This window comes from Chitinimonas sp. BJB300 (assembly GCF_002735695.1).
Taxonomy (GTDB): domain Bacteria; phylum Pseudomonadota; class Gammaproteobacteria; order Burkholderiales; family Chitinimonadaceae; genus Chitinimonas.
In genome coordinates this window covers 1-5,218 of sequence record NZ_PDZH01000189.1, presented here as the reverse complement: position 1 = coordinate 5,218, position 5,218 = coordinate 1, and the positions used below count along the sequence as shown (strand labels likewise).

The window sequence follows — 5,218 nt, the reverse complement described above, 5'->3', positions numbered from 1 at the left end:
AAGCAAAAGCCCCGGTCTCTGTTGAGACCGGGGCTTCACTGTAAGGCGCCTGGCAGTGACCTACTTTCACACGGGAACCCGCACTATCATCGGCGCGGTGTCGTTTCACTGTCCTGTTCGAGATGGGAAGGAGTGGGTCCAACACGCTATGGCCGCCAAGCAAAACTGGCGCGCATCCTGACTTCGTCAAGACACAGCATTGTCGATTAGTCGCTAACGCAACAAATCAGGAAGAAGTAATCAATGTCGATTGAGTCAATTATTCGTATCGTTCACAAACACACCCAATCCATCTACACGTCTTGGGTTATAGGATCAAGCCTCACGGGCAATTAGTATCAGTTAGCTTAACGCATTACTGCGCTTCCACACCTGACCTATCAACGTCCTGGTCTTGAACGACCCTTCAGGGGACTCGAAGTCCCAGGGAAGTCTCATCTTAAGGCAAGTTTCCCGCTTAGATGCTTTCAGCGGTTATCTCTTCCGAACTTAGCTACCCGGCGATACGACTGGCGTCATAACCGGTACACCAGAGGTTCGTCCACTCCGGTCCTCTCGTACTAGGAGCAGCCCCCTTCAAACTTCCAACGCCCACTGCAGATAGGGACCAAACTGTCTCACGACGTTTTAAACCCAGCTCACGTACCACTTTAAATGGCGAACAGCCATACCCTTGGGACCGGCTACAGCCCCAGGATGTGATGAGCCGACATCGAGGTGCCAAACTCCCCCGTCGATGTGAACTCTTGGGAGGAATCAGCCTGTTATCCCCGGCGTACCTTTTATCCGTTGAGCGATGGCCCTTCCATTCAGAACCACCGGATCACTATGTCCTGCTTTCGCACCTGCTCGACTTGTCAGTCTCGCAGTTAAGCATCCTTATGCCATTGCACTATCAGTACGATTTCCGACCGTACCTAGGATACCTTCGAGCTCCTCCGTTACACTTTGGGAGGAGACCGCCCCAGTCAAACTGCCTACCATACACGGTCCCCGATCCAGATCATGGACCTAGGTTAGAACCTCAAACACACCAGGCTGGTATTTCAACGTCGGCTCCATGCGAACTAGCGTCCTCACTTCAAAGCCTCCCAGCTATCCTACACAAGTCTGTTCAAAGTCCAATGTAAAGCTACAGTAAAGGTGCACGGGGTCTTTCCGTCTAGCAGCGGGGAGATTGCATCTTCACAAACATTTCAACTTCGCTGAGTCTCGGGTGGAGACAGTGTGGCCATCGTTACGCCATTCGTGCGGGTCGGAACTTACCCGACAAGGAATTTCGCTACCTTAGGACCGTTATAGTTACGGCCGCCGTTTACCGGGGCTTCGATCAAGAGCTTGCACCCCATCAATTAACCTTCCGGCACCGGGCAGGCGTCACACCCTATACGTCCACTTTCGTGTTAGCAGAGTGCTGTGTTTTTAATAAACAGTCGCAGCCACCTTTTCACTGCAACCCCATCGGCCTTCGGATGTTCTCCTACAACCTACCGGGGCACACCTTCTCCCGAAGTTACGGTGTCAATTTGCCGAGTTCCTTCACCCGAGTTCTCTCAAGCACCTTAGAATTCTCATCCTACCCACCTGTGTCGGTTTGCGGTACGGTCAATCTGTAACTGAAGCTTAGCGGCTTTTCCTGGAAGCAGAGCATCAACCACTTCGTCCTAAAAGGACTCGTCATCACGCCTCAACTTAGTCTCGCGGATTTGCCTACGAAACACGTCTACACGCTTAAACCGGGACTTCCAACACCCGGATGGCCTAGCTTTCTCCGTCCCCACATCGCATTACAGATCGGTACAGGAATATTAACCTGTTTCCCATCGACTACGCTTTTCAGCCTCGCCTTAGGGGCCGACTCACCCTGCGCCGATGAACGTTGCGCAGGAAACCTTGGGTTTTCGGTGACAGGGAATTTCACCCTGTTTATCGCTACTCATGTCAGCATTCGCACTTCCGATATCTCCAGCATCCTTCACAAGACACCTTCACAGACCTACGGAACGCTCCTCTACCATATGTGCTTACGCACATATCCCTAGCTTCGGTTCATAGTTTGAGCCCCGTTACATCTTCCGCGCAGGACGACTCGACCAGTGAGCTATTACGCTTTCTTTAAATGATGGCTGCTTCTAAGCCAACATCCTGGCTGTCTGTGCCTTCCCACTTCGTTTTCCACTTAACTATGCATTTGGGACCTTAGCTGAGGGTCTGGGTTGTTTCCCTTTCGACACCGGACGTTAGCACCCGATGTCTGTCTCCCATGCTCGCACTTGACGGTATTCAGAGTTTGCCATGGTTTGGTAAGTCGCGATGACCCCCTAGCCATAACAGTGCTTTACCCCCGTCAGTGATACATGAGGCACTACCTAAATAGTTTTCGAGGAGAACCAGCTATTTCCAAGTTTGTTTAGCCTTTCACCCCTATCCACAGCTCATCCCCTAGTTTTGCAACACTAGTGGGTTCGGTCCTCCAGTGCGTGTTACCGCACCTTCAACCTGGCCATGGATAGATCACTTGGTTTCGGGTCTACACCCAGCAACTGAACGCCCTATTCGGACTCGCTTTCGCTACGCCTCCCCTACTCGGTTAAGCTCGCTACTGAATGTAAGTCGCTGACCCATTATACAAAAGGTACGCAGTCACCCCACGAAGAGGCTCCCACTGTTTGTATGCATCCGGTTTCAGGTTCTATTTCACTCCGCTCCCGCGGTTCTTTTCGCCTTTCCCTCACGGTACTGGTTCACTATCGGTCGATGATGAGTATTTAGCCTTGGAGGATGGTCCCCCCATATTCAGACAGGATTTCTCGTGTCCCGCCCTACTTGTCGTACGCTTAGTACCACCAAGCTCTTTTCGCATACGGGGCTATCACCCACTATGGCCGGACTTTCCATTCCGTTCTACTAAGAGTTTGACTATCACGTACAGGCTACTCCGCGTTCGCTCGCCACTACTTACGGAATCTCGGTTGATTTCTTTTCCTTCAGCTACTTAGATGTTTCAGTTCGCTGAGTTCGCTTCCTCAGACCTATGTATTCAGTCTGGGATACCCCTAAGGGTGGGTTTCCCCATTCGGACATCTCCGGATCAAAGCTCAATTGCCAGCTCCCCGAAGCTTTTCGCAGGCTTACACGTCCTTCTTCGCCTATCATCGCCAAGGCATCCACCAGATGCACTTATTCGCTTGACCCTATAACCAAAGACGGCACAAATAAATCTACTCATCCACGATTCAATTGCTTGAATTGTTTCTTCGCTTTTCTATTTGTACAGCTCGGATATAGGTGTTTGCTTTTTTCACCGTCTAGTGCTGACCGCTCTAAACAGTGATCGATACAATCAACCCAATCTTGTCTTTACGACTACATTGGTTACTTCTTCCATTTTATTAAAGAGCGAAATACAGAATGACTTAAGAAGTCAAACAACAACACGCACAGCATCAAGCCATCCTTAATAACGAATGGCATCCAGACGCACTGTTGTTTGAGTTCTTTGGTGGAGGTTGACGGGATCGAACCGACGACCCCCTGCTTGCAAAGCAGGTGCTCTCCCAGCTGAGCTAAACCCCCATCATAAACCTGGTGGGTCAGATAGGAATCGAACCTATGACCCCCGCCTTATCAAGACGGTGCTCTAACCGACTGAGCTACTGACCCAGCTTTACACAACTGAATCGCAGCCCTATCAATATAAAGCCCCAATTCTGTATCTCTTAACACACAACCGATAAGTGTAGGCACTTGACCAACAACCTTTTCTCTAGAAAGGAGGTGATCCAGCCGCAGGTTCCCCTACGGCTACCTTGTTACGACTTCACCCCAGTCATGAACCCTACCGTGGTAACCGGCCCCCTTGCGGTTAGCCTAGCTACTTCTGGTAGAACCCACTCCCATGGTGTGACGGGCGGTGTGTACAAGGCCCGGGAACGTATTCACCGCGACATGCTGATCCGCGATTACTAGCGATTCCGACTTCATGCACTCGAGTTGCAGAGTGCAATCCGGACTACGATCGGCTTTCTGAGATTAGCTCCCCCTCGCGGGTTGGCAACCCTCTGTACCGACCATTGTATGACGTGTGAAGCCCTACCCATAAGGGCCATGAGGACTTGACGTCATCCCCACCTTCCTCCGGTTTGTCACCGGCAGTCTCCTTAAAGTGCTCAACTTAATGGTAGCAACTAAGGACAAGGGTTGCGCTCGTTGCGGGACTTAACCCAACATCTCACGACACGAGCTGACGACAGCCATGCAGCACCTGTGTTAACGCTCCCTTTCGGGCACCCCAACGTCTCTGCTGGGTTCGTTACATGTCAAGGGTAGGTAAGGTTTTTCGCGTTGCATCGAATTAATCCACATCATCCACCGCTTGTGCGGGCCCCCGTCAATTCCTTTGAGTTTTAATCTTGCGACCGTACTCCCCAGGCGGTCTACTTCACGCGTTAGCTGCGTTACTAAGGTATTGCTACCCCAACAACTAGTAGACATCGTTTAGGGCGTGGACTACCAGGGTATCTAATCCTGTTTGCTCCCCACGCTTTCGTGCATGAGTGTCAGTGTTAACCCAGGGGGCTGCCTTCGCCATTGGTGTTCCTCCGCATCTCTACGCATTTCACTGCTACACGCGGAATTCCACCCCCCTCTGCCACACTCTAGCCATGCAGTCCTCAATGCAGTTCCCAGGTTGAGCCCGGGGATTTCACATCAAGCTTACATAACCACCTGCGCACCCTTTACGCCCAGTAATTCCGATTAACGCTCGCACCCTACGTATTACCGCGGCTGCTGGCACGTAGTTAGCCGGTGCTTATTCTTCCGGTACTCTCAGCTCCGTCCGATATTAGCGGACAGAATTTGCTCCCGGACAAAAGAGCTTTACAACCCGAAGGCCTTCTTCACTCACGCGGCATGGCTGGATCAGACTTGCGTCCATTGTCCAAAATTCCCCACTGCTGCCTCCCGTAGGAGTCTGGGCCGTGTCTCAGTCCCAGTGTGGCGGATCATCCTCTCAGACCCGCTACGGATCGTTGCCTTGGTAGGCCTTTACCCTACCAACTAGCTAATCCGACATCGGCCGCTCGTATAGCACAAGGTCTTGCGAGCCCCTGCTTTCTTCCGTAGATCGTATGCGGTATTAGCCTACCTTTCGGTAAGTTATCCCCCACTACACGGTACGTTCCGATGCATTACTCACCCGTTCGCCACTAACTTG

Annotated in this window: 2 tRNA genes and 3 rRNA genes; all 5 read right to left on the bottom strand. The window is 51.6% G+C overall.

From position 1 onward, the window contains the following. Positions 1–47: 47 nt before the first annotated feature. A 5S ribosomal RNA gene (rrf, locus tag CSQ89_RS19670) occupies positions 48–160 on the bottom strand. A 151-nt stretch (positions 161–311) separates the two neighbouring features. Further along, positions 312–3,194: ribosomal RNA gene (locus CSQ89_RS19665) — 23S ribosomal RNA — on the bottom strand. A gap of 306 nt (positions 3,195–3,500) precedes the next feature. Further along, positions 3,501–3,576: transfer RNA gene (locus CSQ89_RS19660), tRNA-Ala, on the bottom strand. A gap of 10 nt (positions 3,577–3,586) precedes the next feature. Beyond that, positions 3,587–3,663, bottom strand: a tRNA-Ile gene (locus CSQ89_RS19655). A gap of 107 nt (positions 3,664–3,770) precedes the next feature. Beyond that, positions 3,771–5,218 (bottom strand): 16S ribosomal RNA (locus tag CSQ89_RS19650); the annotation flags it as partial.